Source organism: Streptomyces sp. NPDC058239, from assembly GCF_042882185.1.
Taxonomy (GTDB): Bacteria; Actinomycetota; Actinomycetes; order Streptomycetales; family Streptomycetaceae; genus Streptomyces.
In genome coordinates this window covers 329,373-348,375 of the sequence record NZ_JBHVWS010000004.1, presented here as the reverse complement: position 1 = coordinate 348,375, position 19,003 = coordinate 329,373, and the positions used below count along the sequence as shown (strand labels likewise).

Sequence of the window (19,003 nt, the reverse complement as noted above, 5' to 3'; positions counted from 1 at the left end):
CCCCCCCCCCCCCCCCCCACCCCCCGGCCCCCCCCCCCCCTCGCTGTCACGGGACCCGGGAGCAGCTATTTCCCGGTCTCGCGCTCGTACGCCTTGAGGACCTCGTCCGTCGGTCCGTCCATCAGCAGCTCGCCCTTTTCCAGCCACAGCACCCGGTCACAGGTGTCCCTGATGGACTTGTTGCTGTGGCTGACCAGGAAGACGGTGCCCGCCTCCTTGCGGAGCTCCCTGATGCGCTTCTCGGAGCGGATCTGGAACTTGCGGTCACCGGTCGCCAGCGCCTCGTCGATCATGAGCACGTCGTGGTTCTTCGCGGCGGCGATGGAGAAACGCAGCCGGGCAGCCATACCGGAGGAGTACGTCCGCATCGGAAGGGTGATGAAGTCGCCCTTCTCATTGATGCCGGAGAAGTCGACGATGCCCTGGTAGCGCTCGCGGATCTCCTCGCGCGACATACCCATCGCGAGACCGCCGAGCACCACGTTGCGCTCGCCGGTCAGATCGCTCATCAGCGCCGCGTTCACGCCGAGCAGCGACGGCTGGCCGTCGGTGTACACCTTGCCGTGCTCGGTCGGCAGCAGACCGGCGATGGCCCGCAGCAGGGTCGACTTGCCGGAGCCGTTGGTCCCGATGAGACCGATGGCCTCGCCGCGGTAGGCGGTGAAGGAGACACCGCGGACGGCGTGCACCTTCCGCACCCCGCGCGACTCGCCCTTGCCGCGGCGCAGTATCCGGCTCAGCGCCGCGGTGGCGCTGCCCCTGCCTCCGCCCGCGCCATTGACCCGGTACACGATGTGCACATCGTCGGCGATGACGGTGGGGACGCGCCCCGAAGTGTTGTCCTCAGCCACGGCCGTACCGTTCCTCTGCCTTCCAGAAGTACACAAAGCCCACGACGCCGACGAGGACCGCCCAGGCGAGCGCCACGACCCAGACGTGCGACGGCAGGTTCTCCGAGCCGTAGCCGTCGATCAGCGCGAAGCGGATCAGGTCCATGTAGATGGCCGCCGGGTTGTACTGGAGCACGTTGGCGATCCAGTCCGGCTTGTCCTTGAGCATCACCGGGATGGAGAACATGACGCCCGACGCGTACATCCAGGTCCGCATGACGAACGGCATCAGCTGGGCGAGGTCGGGGGTCTTGCTGCCGAGCCTGGCCATGATCATCGCCAGTCCGGTGTTGAAGAAGAACTGCATCACCAGCGCCGGAATGATCAGCAGCCAGGAGGGACCCGGATAGCTGCCGAAGGCGACGGCCACGACCGCGAGCACGATCATCGAGAACAGCAGCTGCTGGAGCTGCTGCAGCGAGAACGAGATGGGCAGCGAGGCGCGCGGGAAGTGCAGCGCCCGGACCAGTCCGAGGTTGCCGGAGATGGCCCGTACACCCGCCATCACCGAGCTCTGGGTGAAGGTGAAGACAAAGACGCCTGTCACCAGGAACGGGATGAAGACCTCCTGGGTCATTCCCTTCCTGGTACCCAGGATCAGCCCGAAGATCAGGTAGTAGACCAGGGCGTTGAGCAGGGGTGTGGCCACCTGCCACAGCTGGCCGAGCTTCGCCTGGCTGTACTGGGCGGTCAGCTTCGCCCTGGAGAACGCCATGATGAAGTGGCGGCGGCCCCAGAGCTGCCGGATGTACTCGAAGAGCCCTGGCCGGGCGCCGCTCACCGTCAGGCCGTACTTGGTGGCCATCTCGGCCGAGCTCAGGCCGCCGTCGGCGGATGGTGGGGTGCTCAGTGCGACCGCACCATCATGGGTTGTGTCACTCACCAGATGAAACTCTCGTATTCAGGATGCGCAGCCAGTCGCGGGCGCGGCTCGGAGCGGACAGGTCCCGTGGAGAAAACGTACGACTCATGCTCTCAGAGGAAAGCCTCTCAGATCACGGGAGGTCGGCCGAGTCTGGTCAGCCGCCATACCGTGCGCCACCTCATCGGACGGCGGGTTCCGCACGGCGTGGACCAGCCTTCCCGGAAGCCGCCGAACCATGCCTTGAGAGCCGGGCCGGAGGGCTTGCGCAGCAGGGTCAGCAGCAGCCACACGCCGAGGTAGACGGGGACCAGCGGCGCGGGCAGATTGCGCCGGGCCAGCCAGACCCGGTTGCGGGCCACCATGCGGTGGTACACCGCGTGCCGCGACGGGGCGGTCGTCGGGTGGTTGAGAACCATGTCCGCGCGGTAGTCGATCATCCAGCCGGCGTCCAGTGCCCGCCAGGCGAGATCCGTCTCCTCGTGCGCGTAGAAGAACTGGCCGGGCAGCGGCCCGACCTCGGCGATGACCTTGCTGCGTACGGCGTTGGCGCCACCGAGGAAGGTCGTCACGCGCGAGGAGCGCATCGGATCGGCGGCACGCAGCCGCGGCACGTGGCGGCGCTGGGTGACGCCGGTGTCGGGGTCGGCGATACGGAAGCTGATGATGCCCAGCTCGGGATCTGCCTCGAACGCCTGCCGGCACAGCTCGGCGGTGTCGGTGAGCGGCAGCAGCCCGTCGTCGTCGAGGAAGAGCAGAGCGTCCACATCGGCGCCGGACGTGCCGAAGGCCTCGATCCCGACGTTGCGACCACCCGGGATGCCGAGGTTCTCGGGCAGCTCGACGGTGCGTACACCCGCGGGGACGTCCGGTACGGGGGCGCCGTTGCCGACGACCACCACTTCGATCCGGTCGCCGTCCTGCTTGGCGACCGAATCGAGGAGGGCGCGCAGCTCTTCGGGACGGTTGCCCATCGTGATGATGACCGCGCCGAGCTTCATGGGGGTGCTCACTTCAGCCTGCTCGACGCCAGGATCGAAACGAGGTGCAGGAGGGTCTGGACGATGGCGATGCCGGCCAGGATCGCGATGCCGAGGCGGCTGAAGAACAGATCGCCGTGGACCACATCGAGGATCGCGGCCACCAGAATGAAGAGGCTGGCCTCGATGCCGCCGACGAGGCGGTGGAACTTCAGCGCGGCAGCGGCGCGGCGGGCGAGCGCCAGACCGGAGGAGCGCGGCACGGACGCCTCGTCCTTGACGGCGGGCAGTCCGCTGCGCTGACGGGCGACGTCGACCAGGTCGGTCTCGGCCTTGATCAGGATCGCGCCGAGCGCGGCGAGCGTCCCGAGGAACGCCCACAGCCAGTTGGTCGAGGTGCCGTTCTGGTGGAAGACGTCCGCACCCCGGATGCCGAAGCCGACCAGGAGGGCCGCCTCGCAGAGGTAGTGGCCGATCCGGTCGAGGTAGACACCGGTGATCGAGGTCTGCTTGCGCCAGCGGGCGACCTCCCCGTCGACGCAGTCGAGCAGGAGATAGATCTGGAACAGCACGACCGCCAGGATCGCGCCGGTCAGCCCCGGGATCAGCAGGGCGGCGCCGCCTATGACGCCCACGACCACCATGAGGTAGGTGAGCTGGTTCGGCGTGATCTTCGTGTTCACCAGGTACGGGTCCATGTGCAGCGAGATCTCTCGCATGTACATGCGCCCGGCCCAGTGCTCACCGCTGCGCCGGTCCTTCACTCCGTCCGGGTGAACGACCGGGCGGAGTTCAGCTACTGATGGTCTTGGCATAGTCGGCGTACGCGTCCCTGATCTGGTCGGTGGACAGGTTGAGGTGTTCCAGGATCGTGAAGCGTCCCGGGCGGGTCTGCGGGGCGTAGTCGACGGCCTGGACGAACTCGTCGGCGGTGAAACCGATGTCTTCGGGCAGGACGGGCAGTCCGTGGCGGCGCAGTGTGACCGCCATGAGCAGCGAGTCCTCGCGCGCACCGCGCAGATGCATGGCGAAGCAGGCGCCGAGGCCGACCTGCTCGCCGTGGCTCGCCGCACGCTTGGGGTACAGCAGGTCGAAGGCGTGGTTGATCTCGTGGCAGGCGCCCGAGGCCGGCCGGGAGTCCCCGGCGACCGACATCGAGATGCCGGTCAGCACGAGGCCCTCGGCCAGCACCTTGAGGAAGGCGTCGTCACCGATCCCGCCGGGGTGGCGCAGCACCGCCTCGCCGGCCTGCCGGGCCATGGCCGCGGCGAGTCCGTCGATCTCCTCGCCGTTGACCTCGTGGGCGAGTTCCCAGTCGGCCACGCAGGAGATGTTGGAGACCGCGTCGCCGATGCCGGAGCGCACGAAGCGGGCCGGTGCCTCGCGGACGATGTCGAGGTCGATGACGACGGCGATCGGGGTGGGTACTCCGTAGGAGCCCCGGCCGTTGTCGTTGTCCAGTGTCGCGACCGGCGAGCAGAGACCGTCGTGGGCGAGGTTCGTCGCCACCGCGACCATGGGCAGGCCGACGCGCGCCGCGGCGTACTTCGCCACGTCGACGATCTTGCCGCCGCCGAGGCCGACCACGGCGTCGTACCGGTTGCCCTTGATGTCGTCGGCGAGCTTGACGGCCGAGTCGAGGGTGCCGTCGGTGACCGGGTACCAGTGGGCGCCGGGCAGCGCGGGGGCCAGCCGCTCGCGCAGGGCGCGCCCCGAACCGTCGCTGATCGCGACGGCGAGTTTGCCGGAGGCGGAGATCCGCTGGTCGGCGAGGAGACCGGCCAGATCGTCCAGGGCGCCGCGGCGGATGTCGACGACGACCGGGGACGGGATGAGCCGGGTCAGTACTGGCACGCGATCTCACGGCCCTTCGCGAGGTCGTCGTGGTTGTCGATCTCGACCCACGTCACTTCGCCGATGGGGGCCACGTCGACGGTGAAGCCACGGTTCACGAGCTCCTGGTAGCCGTCCTCGTAGTAGAGGTCGGGGTCGCGCTCGAACGTCGCCTTCAGGGCGTCGGCGAGCTCCGCGGCGGCCTCCGGCTCGATGAGGGTGACACCGATGTACTCACCGGTCGCGGTGGCCGGGTCCATCAGCTTGGTGATGCGTCGCACACCCTTGTCGCCCTCGGTGATGACCTTCATCTCCTCGTCGGCGAGGTGCTTCACCGTGTCGAGGGCGAGGATGATCTTCTGGCCGTTGCCCCGGGCGGCGAGCAGGGTCTTCTCGACAGAGACCGGGTGGACGGTGTCGCCGTTGGCCAGGATGACGCCGCGCGTCAGGACGTCACGGGCGCACCACAGGGAGTAGGCGTTGTTCCACTCCTCGGCCTTGTCGTTGTCGATCAGGGTGAGGGTCACTCCGTACTTCGCCTCGAGCTCGGCCTTGCGGTCGTACACGGCTTCCTTGCGGTAGCCGACGACGACGGCGACCTCGGTGAGGCCGATCTCCGCGAAGTTCGCCAGCGTCATGTCCAGGACCGTCTTCTCGCCGTCGACAGGCACGAGAGCCTTCGGGAGCGTGTCGGTGTAGGGGCGCAGACGCCGTCCTGCACCGGCTGCCAGTACGAGGCCGATCATGCGGGTTCTCCTTCGTCGTGTACGGCGGGTGCTCCGGAGGACACCCAGAAGCGGATGGACTCCACGAGCACCACCAGTGCCACAGCCACCGCGAGAGCGGTGAGTGCCACGGTGAACGCTGAATGCTGAGTGAGTACGGCGGCGAGTACGGCCACCACCAGAGTGCGGCCCTCGTGCCCACCGATCGTGCGTACCAGCCACTGGGGCGGCGCGCCGGTGCCGCCGCGAATGCGGTACACCGTGTCGTAGTGATGGTAGGCGACGGCCGAGACCAGCCCGAAGGCTGCCGGAAGGGCTCCCGGTACATCGCTGCGGGCGGCGAGAACGAGGACGGTGCAGTACTCCGCCGCCCTGAATATCGGGGGTACGAGCCAGTCGAGGGCGCCCTTGAGGGGGCGGGCCACGGCTATGCCCGAGCAGATCGCGTAGAACACCGCGGCGAAGATCATCTGCTTGCTGCCGAACGGCTGCTGCACAGCTGCGGCGATCAGTGCACCGGCGCCGACGAGCGCGATCACAGGTGCGCTCCAGGCGCCCCCGATCCGGGGGCCCCGTACCGCCACGATCTGGGCAATGGGACCGGAGTCGGCCAGGTCGGCGAGTGCCCGGGCGGCGCGGTCGGTGCGCTCCGCCTTGCGGGTCAGCGAGCGCAGCAGGCGGCCCGCGGTGGTGTAGCAGGCCGCAAAGGCGCAGCCGATGAGCAGGGCGTAGAAGACGATCCGGGGCGTGGTCACCGCGGTCAGTACCGCGATCATCGCCCAGCGCTCGCCGATCGGCAGCACTATCATCCGGCGCAGCCAGACCGTCCAGCCGACGCTGTCGAGCCGGTCGGAGAGGGCTGCCGTGGGGCTCGAATTGGCCACCGCGTCATGGTTCGCCTCGTTGAACGAGAAGTCGATGACATGGCGGCAGGCCTGGAGCACCATCGCGCCGAGGGCCAGTGCCCATACGTCGTCACCGCCGCGGGCGGCGCCGAGCGCGAGGCCCGCGTAGTACGCGTACTCCTTGGCCCGGTCGAAGGTGGCGTCCAGCCAGGCACCCATCGTCGAGTACTGCAGCGAGTAGCGGGCAAGCTGCCCGTCGGTGCAGTCCAGGACGAAGGAGAAGAGCAGCAGCAGTCCGGCGGCGATGTAGCCGCCGCGGGTGCCGGTCGCGGCGCTGCCCGCCGCGATCAGCGCGGTGAGCAGGGATGCGGTGGTGACCTGGTTCGGAGTGAGACCGCGGCGGGCGCACCAGCGGGCGATGTAGCGGGAGTACGGGCTGATGAAGAACGTGGTGAAGAAGCCGTCGTGGGCCTTCACGGCGCTGCGCAGCCGTACCGCCTCGTCGTCGACCGCGGCGACGGCGCTCTGCGCGGTGGTGCGCGCGGGCTCGTCGACCGGGACGGCGGCGACCAGCGAGCCGAGCTCGGGGCGCTGCACAGCGGTGCCTTCGGCGTCCATGGTGACGGCGAGGCGGCCCGGCACGGTCCGGTCGGTGACCGTCGCAGTGGCCGCGCCCGGGCCGGTCGGGACGCCCGCCCCGACGGCCGCGGCGGTGGTGCTCAGGGCGCGGACGAGCGCGGGGCGCGCCTCCGGCTGCGCGGTGAGCGCACCGGGCACGGTGGCGGCGGGGAAGCGCGGGTCGGTCAGCCCGAGCCGGAGGGCATGGACATGGCCGACGAAACGGGGGTCGACCAGTGCGACGCGGCGGTCGGCGGGGACGGCCGAGAGCAGCCGTGCGGCCTCGGCCACATCGGCGGCGATCTGTACGTCGAAGCCCAGTGCCCGCAGATCGTCCACGAGCGACGATCCGGGTACCGGTGCACCGGTGAGGATGGCGGTCGACAGACGAACTCACTCCTTGGTGCTGACGGGGTCGGCGCGCGACAGTGCGGCCCACAAGCGGGCCGGCGGCATGTCGGCAGAGGCTATCGGATGAACGGAAGCGGGAGTTCACTGCCCGTTTGTGCTCCGTTCGGGGTGGACCGGCATCATGCGGCGCCGTCCGCGATCATCATCGTCGATCCCCGCCTCAGCTGACAAAACGCGATGGCATACACCTAGGCTGACCCGCATGACATGGCTGATCACAGGCGGAGCGGGATATATCGGTGCACATGTAGTGCGGTCCATGACGGGTGCCGGTGAGCGGGTGGTCGTCCTAGACGACCTTTCGACCGGTGTCGTCGAGCGGCTCCCGGCGGATGTTCCGCTGGTCCGGGGCTCGGCCGCCGACCGTGCGCTGCTCGACCGGGTACTGGCTCGGTACGACGTGACCGGTGTGGTGCATCTCGCAGCGAAGAAGCAGGTCGGCGAGTCCGTCGAGAAGCCGCTGCTGTACTACCGGGAGAACGTGGCCGGGCTGACCGTCCTCCTGGAGGCCGTCGTCGCCGCCGGTGTGCGGCGCTTCCTGTTCTCGTCCTCGGCCGCGGTGTACGGCGTACCGGATGTGGAACTCATCACCGAGGACACTCCTTGTGCTCCGATCAATCCGTACGGTGAGACGAAGCTCGCCGGGGAGTGGCTGGTCCGGGCGACCGGAAGGGCACACTCCCTGTCCACCGGCTGTCTGCGCTACTTCAACGTGGCCGGAGCGGCCGCGCCGGAACTGTCGGACACCGGTGTCTTCAATGTGATTCCGATGTTCTTCGACCGGCTGACCCGCGGCGAGTCCCCCCGGATCTTCGGTGACGACTATCCGACACCCGACGGCACCTGCATCCGCGACTACATCCATGTCGCGGACCTCGCCGACGCGCATCTCGCCATCGCCCGGAGGCTGGCCGAGCAGGACGCCGGGGACCTGACCGTGAACATCGGCCGCGGCGAGGGCGTCTCGGTGCGTGAGCTCGCCGATCTGGTGGGCGAGGTCAGCGGCCGGCCGGAGAAGCCGGAGATCGAGGCGCGCCGCCCCGGCGATGCGGCGAAGGCCGTCGCGTCCGCCGTCCGGATGTCCGAGGAGCTCGGCTGGACGGCCCGGCGCGGGGTACGCGAGATGGTCGAGTCGGCCTGGCAGGGTTGGTGCCTGCACCACCCCGAGGCACGGGGCAACTGAGCCGCCGGCGATCACTCCCACAGCCCTGACCTGCAGCCATTTCCGCAGGTCAGGGCATATGACAACGGTGTTCAGTGCCGTGTTGCCCGATACCCCCCACCCGTAGTTCACTGGCAGTGCTCGGGCGGATCGCGTCCGAGTCCGCGAGACGACCGGGAGGCGTCCCCATGGGGGCAGGGCACGACCACGGGCACACACACGGCGGGCCACCGCCCACCGGCACGGCAGCTGCCGCGTACAAGGGACGGCTGCGGATCGCGCTGTGCATCACGCTCACCGTGATGGTCATGGAGATCGTCGGGGGGCTGCTCTCCGACTCGCTCGCCCTGATCGCCGACGCGGCCCATATGGCGACCGACGCCCTGGGGCTGGGCATGGCGCTGCTGGCGATCCACTTCGCCAATCGGCCGGCCGGGCTCAATCGCACCTTCGGCTTCGCCCGCGCCGAGATCCTCGCCGCCCTGGCCAACTGTCTGCTGCTGCTCGGTGTGGGCGGCTTTCTGCTCTTCGAGGCGATCCAGCGCTTCATCACCCCGGCCGAGACCAGGGGCGGACTGACGATCGTCTTCGCCCTGGTCGGCATGGTCGCCAACATGGTCTCCCTGTCGCTGCTGCTCCGGGGCCAGAAGGACAGCATCAATGTGCGCGGCGCCTATCTGGAGGTGCTCGCGGACACGCTCGGCTCGTTCGCCGTGCTGATCTCGGCAGGAATCATCCTGGCCACGGGCTGGCAGGCCGCCGACCCGATCGCCTCGCTGGTGATCGGCCTGATGATCGTCCCCCGTACGGTGAAACTGCTCAGAGAGACGCTCAATGTGCTGCTTGAGGCGGCGCCCAAGGGCGTCGACATGGCTGAGGTGCGGGCCCACATCACCGCCCTGCCCGGAGTGCTGGACGTCCATGACCTGCATGCCTGGACGATCACGTCGGGGATGCCGGTGCTCTCCGCCCATGTGGTGGTGCGCCAGGACATGCTCGATTCGATCGGTCACGAGAAGCTTCTCCACGAACTGCAGGGCTGCCTCGGTGTCCACTTCGACGTGGAGCACTGCACATTCCAGCTGGAGCCGAGCGGCCATGCCGAGCACGAGGCCAAGCTCTGCCACTGAACTGCCGTTCAGCAGGGCCGTGTAGGGTATTCGGCGGGGTGCGTGGGCCTCCCCGTGTCCGAGAGAGGAGCTGAGGTTGATGACCGTCGCGACGGCGCCTGCCCGGCGCAGCATCCGGTCCCTCTTCATCTCCCTGGTTCTCGGCTAGCGCCCGACTCGCACCGGGTCGACACGTTGGCCGGAGCCCTCACACAAGGGTTTCCCACGTTGACCGACAACGATCACGCCGTCCGTTCCGAGGCGTTCTTCTCCCTGCACCACAACCTGCCCCGACAGAGCCCCGGCTCCGATGCCACCACCCGGCGGCTGCTGGGGCTCACCGGCCCGTTGCCGCACCGTCCGCGCGTGCTCGATCTGGGCTGCGGGCCCGGCCGCGCCGCACTGCTGCTCGCCGCCGAGGCGGGCGCAGAGGTGACCGCCGTCGATCTCCACGAGCCGTTTCTCGACGAATTGCGCGAGGCGGCCGAGGCCCGTGGGCTCGGCGACCGTATCCATACGGTCCGGGCCGACATGGCCGAGCTCTCCGGTCCCGGCTTCCCGGACGGGGCGTTCGATCTCGTCTGGGCCGAGGGGTCCGCGTACATCATCGGTTTCGACACCGCTCTGCGTGACTGGAAGCGGCTGCTCGCCCCGGGCGGCTCCCTCGTCGTCAGCGAGTGCGTCTGGACGACGGACGCGCCGACGGACGAAGCCCGCGCCTTCTGGGAGCAGGAGACCTCGCTGCGCCCCGTGGCGGACAACACCGCGGCAGCCGTGGCGGCCGGCTACCACGTCCTCGGGGTGCGGGTGCAGCCCGACAGCGACTGGGACGAGTACTACGTCCCGCTCGCCGAGCGTGTCGAGGCCGCCGACACGTCGGCTCCAGGTATGGAGTGGGCGCTCGCGGCGAGCCGCGAGGAGCTGGCCATGCGGCGCGACCACGGTACGGAGTACGGCTACGCCTGCTACGCACTGCGCCCCGCCGACCCACGCTGGACGACCCGGCCGGAGACGGCGGCGGACATCGAGGCCGTGCACGCGGTCAACGCCGCCGCGTTCCCGACGCCGGACGAAGCCGCTCTCGTCGACGCGCTGCGCACCGATCCGGCGGCCTGGCTGCCCGGCCTCGGGTACGTCGCGCTGGACGGCCCGGACGGCGACATCGCGGCGTACGCGCTGCTGACCCGGTGCCGGGTCGGGGACGCGCCGGCTCTCGCGCTGGCCCCGGTGGCGACGGCCCCGGACCGTCAGCGGCAGGGTGCCGGGCAGGCCGTGGTGCGGGCCGCGCTCGACGCGGCCCGGCTGCGGGGCGAGCCGCTCGTCCTGGTACTCGGTCATCCCGAGTACTACCCGAGGTTCGGTTTCGTACCGGCGTCCCGGTACGGGATCCGGCCGGGCTTCGACGTCCCGGACGAAGCGATGATGGCTCTGGTGCTCGACGACTCCGTGCCGGTGCCGCAGGGCACGATCCATTACCCGGCGGCTTTCGGCGTCTGACGTGCCGTCCGGCCCCGCCGCACCCCGTGGTGCGGTGGGGCCGGACATGCCAGGACCCGAAGTGCGGACAAGCGGCTTTTGTACGGCAGACTTGAGCGGACTCGACGGGACCGGCGCACGGGGCCGGGACCATAGCGAAGGATGGGTATGCCGACCACACCAGCCACCGCGGCGAACAGCTCGTCGAACGGCACAGCAGAAGCGATCATGCTCGAACTGGTCGATGAGAACGGCACCACCATCGGTACGGCGGAGAAGCTCGCCGCTCACCAGCCGCCCGGTCAACTGCACCGGGCCTTCTCGGTGTTCCTCTTCGACGAGCAGGGCAGGCTGCTGCTGCAGCGCCGCGCGCTCGGCAAGTACCACTCCCCCGGTGTCTGGTCGAACACCTGCTGCGGCCACCCCTACCCGGGCGAGGCGCCCTTCGCCGCCGCCGCCCGGCGTACGTACGAGGAGCTGGGGGTCTCGCCCTCCCTGCTGGCGGAGGCGGGCACGGTCCGCTACAACCACCCCGACCCGGCCTCCGGCCTGGTGGAGCAGGAGTTCAACCATCTCTTCGTGGGAATGGCGCAGGACCAGTTGCACCCGGACCCGGAGGAAGTCGGCGAGACCGCGTTCGTGACAGCCGATGAGCTGACCGAGCAGCATGCCCGGGCGCCGTTCTCGGCCTGGTTCATGACGGTGCTGGATGCCGCACGGCCTGCGATCAGGGAGCTGACCGGACCGTCCGCCGGCTGGTAGCGGGCGGAGGGCACCGGTTGCCGCAGCGAGTGCGGGTGGTCAGAGCTGCGGGCGCAGCGGCAGTGCCGCCCAGATGATCTTTCCGCCGCCTGCGGTGTGTTCCACATCGCAGGCGCCGCCCGCTTCCCGGGTGATCTCCCGGACCAGGAGCAGGCCGCGCCCGCCGGTCTGCGCGTAGTCCGTCTCCAGGGCCGTCGGACGGTAGGGATGGTTGTCCTCGACGGACACTCTGACCCATTCCGCGCCGACGGCCACCTCGACGGCGAGCTCCGGCGAGAGCAGCGCGGCATGCTTCACGGCATTGGTGACCAGCTCGGAGACGATGAGCAGCAGACCCTCGGCGATGTCATCGTCCATCGGCACGCCCTGGCGGCTCAGCAGATCGCGTACGGCGTGCCTGGCCTGCGGTACGGAGACGTCCACGGCCGGGGCGGTGAACCGCCAGACTCCCTCGTACGACACGGGCCGGGCGGGGACACTCCCGCGGCTCTCCATAGTCCGGTACCCGCTCTCGACTCGATGGTGACTGCACGTCGAGTACAGAGTGCGGGGCGTAGTTGGTCCGGACCGTGCTGCTTAACAAAAGTCCACTTCTATCGACATGTTTTGGCCGGAGACGCTCGAAACCATCAACTCCTGGACCGGTTCTGATCCTCTCCGGTGGGCGTGTCCGGTAGCTCTCCGGCCACCTGTTGATCCGAGACCATGGAGACGATACGGCGGCCGCCGACCCCGATCGCGATCAGGCCGAGCCCGTCGAAGAGCAGCGCCAGTGAGAAGAAGAGGCCGAGCACATAGAGGCTGCTGTGCGGCCAGTCGAAGAGCACCAGCAGCCCCAGCAGCAGGCCGAAAGCTCCTTGCAGCAGCGTCCAGCCGAACTGCGGACCACGCACCACGACGCTGCCCACCAGCCGGAACAACCCACCGGTCAGGAAGAGCAGCGCGGCGAACATGGTCAGCGCCTCGGCCGTGCCGTGCGGATGACGGATGACGACGACTCCGGCGGCGATGTTCAGTGCGGCCACCACGACGCCCAGCCAGAAGTAGTTGGTGCCGCGGGACTCGATGGCGTGGAGCAGCCCGACGAGGCCGCCGATCAGCAGAAGCCAGCCGAAGAGGAGCATCGAGGTGAGCGTCGCGACGCCGGTGTAGACGAGGCCGACCAGACCGGCCGTGGCGAGAAGGGCACCGAGCAGCGCCAGCCGGCCGAAACTACGGCTCAGCTTCTTGCCCTCGACTGCGGGATCGGCCACTGGAAGCTCCTCACGGTGCGTGCCTGTCCGACGACCCCTTCTTGATCATAGGTTCGAACGGTACGGATAGCATCCGGCGCATGGACCCTACGGAGCCCCGGCTGGAGCACACCGTCGCGGGCGGTGTCGCCACTGTCGTCATCAGCAACCCCGCCAAACGCAATGCGATGACGGCCGCGATGTGGAGCACGCTGCCCGGTCTCCTGGAGCGGCTGGCCGCCGACCCCGCGGTCCGGGTGCTGGTACTGACGGGCGCCGGGGACACCTTCTGTGCCGGTGCGGACATCGCCTCGCTCCGGGATCCGGCGGTCGATCCGCAGGCGCTCGCCGTGCTGGCCGAGGAGGCGCTGGCCGCCTTCCCCGGGCCGACGCTGGCGGCGGTCCGCGGCTACTGCGTGGGCGGCGGCAGCCAGCTCGCGGCCGCCTGTGATCTGCGGTTCGCCGAGGAGGGTGCGTCGTTCGGCGTGACACCGGCCAAGCTCGGGATCGTGTACGCCGCGTCGTCGACCCGGCGGCTGGTGGCACTGATCGGGCCGGCCGCCGCGAAGCATCTGCTGTTCTCCGGCGAGCTGATCGACACCGCACGGGCGCTGCGGACCGGTCTGGTGGACGAGGTGCTGCCGGCCGGTGAGCTGGACAAGCGGGTCGACTCCTACGCACGGACCCTGGCAGCGCGCTCGCAGCTGACGCAGGCGTCAGCGAAGGAGTTCGCCACCGGGCGCGAGGACCGGGACGCCTACTGGGCGGAGCAGGCGCGGCGCAGCGGCGACACCGCGGAGGGTGTCGCCGCGTTCCTGGAGCGGCGCGCGCCGCGCTTCACCTGGACGACGGGGTCGTGACGCCCCCGCGGCTACTGCTCGAGGATGAAGCGGCTCTTGGCGCGGAACTCCTCGACCAGTGCCGCCGGGGCCTTCGCCGGTGAGCCCGCGTCGTACGGCGGCTGCGGGTCGTACTCGGTCAGCAGCTGTACGGCCATGGCATGCTCGTCGTTCGCGATCCGGCCGAGCAGGGTCAGCCCCATGTCGATGCCGGAGGAGACGCCCGCTGCCGTGACGTACTTGCCGTCGAAGACGACGCGTTCGCCGGTCACGTCCGTGCCGAAGCTCTTCAGAATGTCCAGCGCGAGCCAGTGCGACGTGGCGCGGCGGCCCTTCAGCAGTCCGGCCGCGGCGAGCAGCAGAGAACCGGTGCAGACGGAGGTGGTCCAGGTGCTGGTGGCGTCGGCCGCGCGCAGCCAGCCGAGCAGTGCCTCGTTCTCCATCTGGTCGCTCTGGCCGGGGCCGCCGGGGACGACCACCACATCCGGTGCAGGTACATCGGCGAAGGTCTTGTCGGCGACGAGCGCGAGGCTGCCGTTGTCGTTGCGCACCGGTCCGGTCCGTTCGGCGACGAACACGGTCTCGGCGCCGGGGGTGCGGGCAAGCATTTCGTAGGGGCCCACGGCGTCGAGCGAGGTGAAGCGGTCGAAGAGGACGATGGCGATCTGCATGGGGGTTCCTTTCGTTCGGTCAGTCGATGGCGGGCCGGGTCCGGAAGCGTCGGCGGTATTCGGCGGGTGCCGTGCCGAGGGCCTTGGTGAACGCGCGGCGCATGGCCTCCGGGGTGCCGTAGCCGCAGGCGCGTGAGATGCCGGTTACGCCGTCGGTGGTGTCCTCCAGCAGCCGACGGGCGTGTTCGAGGCGTACCCGGTCGACGTAACGGCCCGGTGTGAGGCCTGTCTCGGCCCGGAAGGCGCGGGCGAAGTGGCGGGGCGAGAGGCGGGCGCGGGCGGCGAGCGCCTCGACGGAGAGATCGTCGCCGGGGTGCTCGGTGATCCAGTGCTGGACCTCGCGCAGCGGTTCGCGCCGGGCGGTCTGGGCGGTGAGCTGGGCACTGAACTGAGCCTGATTCCCGGGTCTGCGCAGAAAGACCACCAGGTGGCGGGCGACGGTGAGCGCGATGTCCCTGCCGTGGTCCTCCTCGACGAGTGCGAGGGCGAGGTCGATACCGGCAGTGACTCCGGCGGAGGTGGCCAGTCTGCCGTCGCGTACGAAGATCGGGTCCGGGTCGACCTCGACGGCCGGGTAGCTGCGGGCGAGGTGCTCGCAGACCGTCCAGTGCGTGGTCACCCGGTGCCCGTCCAGCAGTCCGGCCGCGGCGAGCAGCAGCGCACCGGTGCAGACGGAGACGAGCCGTTCGGCGTGCGGGGCGTGGTCCCGCAACCAGTCGACGAGCGCCGGGTCGGGGGTTCGGGTGCCCTGGCCGCCCGGGACGAGGAGGGTGTGCGGCGGTTCTGCGTCGGCGAGGCCGCCGTCCGGGACGAGGGTCAGGCCGCTGCTGGTACGGACCGGGGCGCCGTCGAGGGAGGCGGTGCGCAGTCCGTACCCGGCTCCGGGGAAGTGGGAGGCCCCGGCGAAGACCTCCACCGGGCCGGTCACATCGAGGCTCTGGACGCCGTCGAAGAGGACGACGAGTACGGATCGCTGCGTCATGACTGCCATCCTGGGCATCCAGGAGCATGGCCGCAATGACGAAAATCCCATGTTTTCTGCCATGCCGGGCTCACAGGATTGGGCGTCGCCCCGGGGTTACGGAACGTACTGACCAGTCGGTAACGTTCTCGTCATGAGTACTCTGCCGCCGCGCGCCGGACGCCGCTGCCACAACGCCATCAACCCGTTGCACTCGACGGTCTACTTCTCCCCCGACCTCGGCAAGGAGCTCGGAGAGCTCGGCATCGACGACTCGAACGCCGCCTACTTCGCCGCGCGCGGGGCGGCGCTGGGCGCCGTCGGCCCCGGCACGGTCACCGCGGCCTTCTACAACTTCAACCACGACCTCGTCGCCCGGCACCTGCCCGCCGTCTGGTCCGTCGCCTCGCCGCAGGCGGTCCTGGACGCCCGGCTTCGCGCCGCCGACTCCACGCTGCGCCGACTGCTGGGCGAGGAGATCATCGCCTCCCCCGAACTGGCCGAGGCGGCCGAACTGGCGCTCCGCGCCGCCGAGGCGTGCACCCGACACGCCCGGCCGCTCTACGCCGCCCATGCCGATCTTCCGGTGCCCGAGCAGCCGCATCTGGCGTACTGGCACGCGGGGACGCTGCTGCGCGAACACCGCGGCGACGGCCATCTCGCAGCTCTCCTCGCGGCCGGTCTCGACCCGGTGGAGGCCCTGGTCAGCCACACGGCGACCGGCAAGGGAATGTCCCCGCGCTGGGTCCTCGCCACCCGCGGCTGGCGCCGCAGCGACTGGGAGGAGGCGTCCGAGCGGCTGCGCGGACGTGGACTCCTGGACGGCGAGGGCGAGTTGACGCAGGCGGGTATCGCACTGCGGGCAGATCTGGAGGACGCCACGGACCGGATGGACCAGGCCCCGTACGAGCATCTGGGCGAGGAGGGTGTGGCGCGGCTGACCGAGCTGGCGCGCGGATTCCTGCTCACGGCGGCCTCGGCGGGCGCATTCCCGGCCGATCTGATCGGCAAGGGCTGAGCCGCCGACCGGCGGACAAGTGGGGTGGTCGGGCGACACGGCGCCCGGCCACCCGGCACAATGCAGGCGAAGGGGCCCCGCCCCGGTAAGCACAGCCAGTACGAGAAGGCGAGTCGGTAGAACCGTGACGACGTCCATCGAAGGCAGGATCGCCGAGGAGCTCGGCGTACGCGAGCGGCAGGTGAAGGCGGCCGTCGAGCTGCTCGACGGCGGGTCGACCGTGCCGTTCATCGCGCGCTACCGCAAGGAAGCGACCGAGATGCTCGACGATGCGCAGCTGCGCACGCTCGAGGAGCGGCTGCGGTATCTGCGGGAGCTGGAGGACCGTCGTACGGCGATCCTCGACTCGGTACGCGAACAGGGCAAGCTGGACCAGGCGCTGGAGGCGCAGATCCGGGCCGCCGACACCAAGGCGCGCCTTGAGGACATCTATCTGCCGTTCAAGCCCAAGCGGCGCACGAAGGCGCAGATCGCCAGGGAGGCGGGGCTCGAACCGCTCGCCGACGGCCTGCTCGGCGACCCGTCGGTGGAACCGCTCGCCGCCGCAGCCGCCTTCGTCGACGCCGACAAGGGCGTCGCGGACGGTGCGGCCGCGCTGGAGGGGGCCCGCGCCATCCTCACCGAGCGGTTCTCGGAGGACGCCGATCTGATCGGTGAGCTGCGTGAGCGCATGTGGTCGCGCGGGCGGCTGGCCGCCAAGGTGCGGGACGGCAAGGAGGAGGCGGGGGCGAAGTTCGCCGACTACTTCGACTTCGCGGAGCCGTTCACCGCGCTGCCCTCGCACCGGGTGCTCGCGATGCTGCGGGGCGAGAAGGAGGACGTGCTCGACCTGGTCATGGAGCCGGAGGAGCCCTCCGGGACGCCCGGCCCTTCGACGTACGAGAACATGGTCGCCCGGCGCTTCGGGGTCGGCGACCGCGGCCGCCCCGGCGACAAGTGGCTCGGCGACACCGTGCGCTGGGCCTGGCGGACCCGGATCCTGGTGCACCTCGGTATCGATCTGCGACTGCGGCTGCGTACGGCGGCGGAGGATGAGGCGGTACGCGTCTTCGCGTCGAACCTGCGCGATCTGCTGCTTGCCGCGCCGGCCGGGACTCGGGCCACACTGGGGCTCGACCCCGGTTTCCGCACGGGTGTGAAGGTCGCCGTCGTCGACGCGACCGGCAAGGTCGTCGCGACGGATGTCATCCACCCGCACGTCCCGGCGAACAAGTGGGACCAGTCGCTGGCCAAGCTGGAGCAGCTGGCGAAGGCCCACTCCGTCGACCTGATCGCGATCGGCAACGGTACGGCGTCCCGCGAGACCGACAAGCTCGCCGGTGAACTCATCGACAAGCACCCCGAGTTGAAGCTCACCAAGGTGATGGTGTCGGAGGCGGGCGCCTCGGTGTACTCGGCCTCGGCCTTCGCCTCGCAGGAGCTCCCCGACATGGACGTGTCATTGCGCGGCGCCGTCTCGATCGCGCGGCGGCTGCAGGACCCCCTCGCAGAGCTGGTGAAGATCGACCCGAAGTCGATCGGTGTCGGCCAGTACCAGCACGACCTGTCCGAGGTGAAGCTGTCGCGCTCGCTGGACGCGGTCGTCGAGGACTGTGTGAACGGTGTCGGTGTCGACGTCAACACCGCGTCGGCGCCGCTGCTTTCACGGGTCTCGGGGATCGGCTCGGGGCTCGCCGAGAACATTGTCGCGCACCGTGATGCGAACGGGCCGTTCCGGTCACGCAAGGCGCTCAAGGATGTGGCGCGGCTGGGCCCGAAGGCGTACGAGCAGTGCGCGGGCTTCCTGCGCATCCGGGGCGACGATCCGCTGGACGCGTCGAGCGTGCACCCGGAGGCGTACCCGGTGGTGCGGGCGATGGTGAAGCGGACAAGCAGTGACGTCGCCTCACTGATCGGCAACACGAGTGTGCTGCGGTCACTGCGGGCCGACGACTTCGTGGACGAGAAGTTCGGTCTGCCGACCGTCACCGACATCCTGAAGGAGCTGGAGAAGCCGGGGCGTGACCCGCGTCCCGCGTTCAGGACGGCCACCTTCAAGGAGGGCGTCGAGAAGATCGGTGATCTGGCGTCCGGGATGGTGCTGGAGGGCGTCGTGACCAATGTCGCGGCGTTCGGTGCGTTCGTGGACATCGGTGTGCATCAGGACGGCCTGGTACATGTGTCGGCGATGTCGCGCACCTTCGTTAAGGACCCGCGGGATGTCGTGAAGCCGGGCGACATCGTGAAGGTCAAGGTCATGGATGTCGACATTCCGCGGAAGCGGATCTCGCTGACGCTGCGGCTGGACGACGAGGCGTCGGCGGGGGGCGCGTCCCAGGGCGGCGGACCCAGGCGGGAGCGGGGCGAGCGAGGCGGCCAGGCCGGTGGCCAGGGTGGCCGGCCGCCGCGCCAGCGGCAGGGGCAGGGCGGTCAGGACCGTGACCGGCGCGGTGGCGGTGGTGGCGGCGGCTCTGCCCGTCCGGCGCCGGCGCCGGTGAACAGCGCGATGGCGGATGCGTTGCGGCGGGCCGGGCTGACGGATCCGAAGCAGGGCGGTAAGAGGGGCTGACGTCGGGGTTGGGGGTGGGGTGCGGTCCGCTGCGCGAGGCCGCCCCCTCCCTGCCCGAAAC

At 69.9% G+C, this 19,003-nt stretch carries 18 protein-coding genes; 7 read left to right on the top strand and 11 right to left on the bottom strand.

What is annotated here, in order from left to right; all coding sequences use genetic code 11:
- Positions 1 to 65 precede the first annotated feature (65 nt).
- From ACFVYE_RS08675 to ACFVYE_RS08645, 7 genes are all read right to left on the bottom strand, one after another.
- Positions 66 to 851: an ABC transporter ATP-binding protein gene (locus ACFVYE_RS08675; RefSeq protein WP_383976620.1), complete on the bottom strand. Its 786-nt coding sequence runs from the start codon at positions 849 to 851 to the stop codon at positions 66 to 68.
- Positions 844 to 1,773 (bottom strand): ABC transporter permease, encoded by a 930-nt coding sequence (locus ACFVYE_RS08670; RefSeq protein WP_383976618.1) that lies wholly within the window; start codon positions 1,771 to 1,773, stop codon positions 844 to 846. Before ACFVYE_RS08670 ends, ACFVYE_RS08675 begins: the two co-directional genes overlap by 8 nt.
- A gap of 107 nt (positions 1,774 to 1,880) precedes the next feature.
- Positions 1,881 to 2,753, bottom strand: a complete 873-nt coding sequence (locus tag ACFVYE_RS08665) for a glycosyltransferase family 2 protein (protein ID WP_383976621.1) — start codon at positions 2,751 to 2,753, stop codon at positions 1,881 to 1,883.
- 8 nt (positions 2,754 to 2,761) lie between these two features.
- Positions 2,762 to 3,547 (bottom strand): CDP-alcohol phosphatidyltransferase family protein, encoded by a 786-nt coding sequence (locus ACFVYE_RS08660; RefSeq protein WP_382226947.1) that lies wholly within the window; start codon positions 3,545 to 3,547, stop codon positions 2,762 to 2,764.
- Entirely contained in the window at positions 3,525 to 4,586 is a 1,062-nt protein-coding gene (locus ACFVYE_RS08655; protein WP_383976616.1) for an iron-containing alcohol dehydrogenase family protein, read from the bottom strand. Before ACFVYE_RS08655 ends, ACFVYE_RS08660 begins: the two co-directional genes overlap by 23 nt.
- Positions 4,574 to 5,311, bottom strand: a complete 738-nt coding sequence (locus ACFVYE_RS08650) for a sugar phosphate nucleotidyltransferase (RefSeq protein WP_389604725.1) — start codon at positions 5,309 to 5,311, stop codon at positions 4,574 to 4,576. Before ACFVYE_RS08650 ends, ACFVYE_RS08655 begins: the two co-directional genes overlap by 13 nt.
- Positions 5,308 to 7,092: a DUF5941 domain-containing protein gene (locus tag ACFVYE_RS08645; RefSeq protein WP_383976612.1), complete on the bottom strand. Its 1,785-nt coding sequence runs from the start codon at positions 7,090 to 7,092 to the stop codon at positions 5,308 to 5,310. Before ACFVYE_RS08645 ends, ACFVYE_RS08650 begins: the two co-directional genes overlap by 4 nt.
- A 274-nt stretch (positions 7,093 to 7,366) precedes the next feature.
- Between ACFVYE_RS08645 and galE the strand changes: the two genes are divergently transcribed.
- The 4 genes from galE to idi all read left to right on the top strand — a co-directional run bounded on the left by galE (position 7,367) and on the right by idi (position 11,673).
- Positions 7,367 to 8,347, top strand: a complete 981-nt coding sequence (gene galE / locus ACFVYE_RS08640) for a UDP-glucose 4-epimerase GalE (RefSeq protein ID WP_383976610.1) — start codon at positions 7,367 to 7,369, stop codon at positions 8,345 to 8,347.
- Positions 8,348 to 8,514: 167 nt separating this feature from the next.
- Positions 8,515 to 9,456: a cation diffusion facilitator family transporter gene (locus ACFVYE_RS08635; RefSeq protein ID WP_383976608.1), complete on the top strand. Its 942-nt coding sequence runs from the start codon at positions 8,515 to 8,517 to the stop codon at positions 9,454 to 9,456.
- Positions 9,457 to 9,663: 207 nt separating this feature from the next.
- Positions 9,664 to 10,932 carry a bifunctional class I SAM-dependent methyltransferase/N-acetyltransferase gene (locus ACFVYE_RS08630; RefSeq protein WP_383976607.1) on the top strand — a complete coding sequence of 423 codons (1,269 nt, stop codon included), beginning with the start codon at positions 9,664 to 9,666 and terminating at the stop codon, positions 10,930 to 10,932.
- Between the two features lie 147 nt (positions 10,933 to 11,079).
- The gene (idi, locus tag ACFVYE_RS08625) at positions 11,080 to 11,673 is read left to right on the top strand and encodes an isopentenyl-diphosphate Delta-isomerase (protein ID WP_327271596.1); all 594 of its coding nucleotides are present in this window, start codon (positions 11,080 to 11,082) and stop codon (positions 11,671 to 11,673) included.
- A 39-nt stretch (positions 11,674 to 11,712) separates the two neighbouring features.
- Here idi and ACFVYE_RS08620 read toward each other — a convergent pair whose 3' ends face one another.
- Positions 11,713 to 12,168: an ATP-binding protein gene (locus ACFVYE_RS08620; RefSeq protein ID WP_383979655.1), complete on the bottom strand. Its 456-nt coding sequence runs from the start codon at positions 12,166 to 12,168 to the stop codon at positions 11,713 to 11,715.
- Positions 12,169 to 12,302: 134 nt separating this feature from the next.
- Positions 12,303 to 12,926: an HdeD family acid-resistance protein gene (locus ACFVYE_RS08615; RefSeq protein WP_383979657.1), complete on the bottom strand. Its 624-nt coding sequence runs from the start codon at positions 12,924 to 12,926 to the stop codon at positions 12,303 to 12,305.
- Positions 12,927 to 13,006: 80 nt separating this feature from the next.
- On the opposite strand from ACFVYE_RS08615, the gene ACFVYE_RS08610 reads away from it, so the two are divergent.
- Positions 13,007 to 13,765, top strand: a complete 759-nt coding sequence (locus tag ACFVYE_RS08610) for an enoyl-CoA hydratase/isomerase family protein (RefSeq protein WP_389604721.1) — start codon at positions 13,007 to 13,009, stop codon at positions 13,763 to 13,765.
- Between the two features lie 11 nt (positions 13,766 to 13,776).
- Here the strand turns inward: ACFVYE_RS08610 and ACFVYE_RS08605 are convergent, their stop codons facing one another.
- Positions 13,777 to 14,415 carry a DJ-1/PfpI family protein gene (locus ACFVYE_RS08605; RefSeq protein ID WP_383973911.1) on the bottom strand — a complete coding sequence of 213 codons (639 nt, stop codon included), beginning with the start codon at positions 14,413 to 14,415 and terminating at the stop codon, positions 13,777 to 13,779.
- Positions 14,416 to 14,434: 19 nt separating this feature from the next.
- The gene (locus ACFVYE_RS08600) at positions 14,435 to 15,397 is read right to left on the bottom strand and encodes a GlxA family transcriptional regulator (protein WP_383973913.1); all 963 of its coding nucleotides are present in this window, start codon (positions 15,395 to 15,397) and stop codon (positions 14,435 to 14,437) included.
- Between the two features lie 133 nt (positions 15,398 to 15,530).
- Between ACFVYE_RS08600 and ACFVYE_RS08595 the strand changes: the two genes are divergently transcribed.
- Complete coding sequence (locus ACFVYE_RS08595; RefSeq protein ID WP_383973915.1) at positions 15,531 to 16,394, top strand: hypothetical protein; 864 nt, start codon at positions 15,531 to 15,533, stop codon at positions 16,392 to 16,394.
- Between the two features lie 124 nt (positions 16,395 to 16,518).
- The gene (locus tag ACFVYE_RS08590) at positions 16,519 to 18,942 is read left to right on the top strand and encodes a Tex family protein (protein ID WP_383973917.1); all 2,424 of its coding nucleotides are present in this window, start codon (positions 16,519 to 16,521) and stop codon (positions 18,940 to 18,942) included.
- Positions 18,943 to 19,003 lie beyond the last annotated feature (61 nt).

What these genes read in the sequence shown, in the direction of transcription:
- ACFVYE_RS08610 (WP_389604721.1), top strand. Translation starts at nt 13,007, where the DNA reads ATGGACCCTACGGAGCCCCGGCTGGAGCACACCGTCGCGGGCGGTGTC.
- ACFVYE_RS08660 (WP_382226947.1), bottom strand. Translation starts at nt 3,547, where the DNA reads ATGCCAAGACCATCAGTAGCTGAACTCCGCCCGGTCGTTCACCCGGAC.
- ACFVYE_RS08650 (WP_389604725.1), bottom strand. Translation starts at nt 5,311, where the DNA reads ATGATCGGCCTCGTACTGGCAGCCGGTGCAGGACGGCGTCTGCGCCCC.
- ACFVYE_RS08635 (WP_383976608.1), top strand. Translation starts at nt 8,515, where the DNA reads ATGGGGGCAGGGCACGACCACGGGCACACACACGGCGGGCCACCGCCC.
- galE (WP_383976610.1), top strand. Translation starts at nt 7,367, where the DNA reads ATGACATGGCTGATCACAGGCGGAGCGGGATATATCGGTGCACATGTA.
- ACFVYE_RS08605 (WP_383973911.1), bottom strand. Translation starts at nt 14,415, where the DNA reads ATGCAGATCGCCATCGTCCTCTTCGACCGCTTCACCTCGCTCGACGCC.
- ACFVYE_RS08665 (WP_383976621.1), bottom strand. Translation starts at nt 2,753, where the DNA reads ATGAAGCTCGGCGCGGTCATCATCACGATGGGCAACCGTCCCGAAGAG.
- ACFVYE_RS08595 (WP_383973915.1), top strand. Translation starts at nt 15,531, where the DNA reads ATGAGTACTCTGCCGCCGCGCGCCGGACGCCGCTGCCACAACGCCATC.
- idi (WP_327271596.1), top strand. Translation starts at nt 11,080, where the DNA reads ATGCCGACCACACCAGCCACCGCGGCGAACAGCTCGTCGAACGGCACA.
- ACFVYE_RS08600 (WP_383973913.1), bottom strand. Translation starts at nt 15,397, where the DNA reads ATGACGCAGCGATCCGTACTCGTCGTCCTCTTCGACGGCGTCCAGAGC.
- ACFVYE_RS08620 (WP_383979655.1), bottom strand. Translation starts at nt 12,168, where the DNA reads ATGGAGAGCCGCGGGAGTGTCCCCGCCCGGCCCGTGTCGTACGAGGGA.